At 41.3% G+C, this 349-nt stretch carries 1 rRNA gene; it reads left to right on the forward strand.

The features are described 5' to 3' along the window. Nucleotides 1-142: 142 nt before the first annotated feature. Nucleotides 143-349: ribosomal RNA gene (locus tag J580_RS0104550) — 16S ribosomal RNA — on the forward strand; the annotation flags it as partial.

Genomic DNA, 349 nt, shown 5'->3' on the forward strand with positions numbered 1-349 from the left:
GATTTTTACTGATTGATTAATCGAAATAATTTTCATTGATTGATTGGTTTAAATTACTCGAAGTTTATTTGAGCGAAATTTAAGTCAGTAATTGATGAGCCAGAATTGGCACCTTGTCTTTAAATAAGGTGCAAAATGATTTTAACTGAAGAGTTTGATCATGGCTCAGATTGAACGCTGGCGGCAGGCTTAACACATGCAAGTCGAGCGGAGAGAGGTAGCTTGCTACTGATCTTAGCGGCGGACGGGTGAGTAATGCTTAGGAATCTGCCTATTAGTGGGGGACAACATTTCGAAAGGAATGCTAATACCGCATACGTCCTACGGGAGAAAGCAGGGGATCTTCGGA

This window comes from Acinetobacter sp. 1542444, from assembly GCF_000581835.1.
In the GTDB taxonomy this organism is placed as follows: domain Bacteria; phylum Pseudomonadota; class Gammaproteobacteria; order Pseudomonadales; family Moraxellaceae; genus Acinetobacter; species Acinetobacter pittii.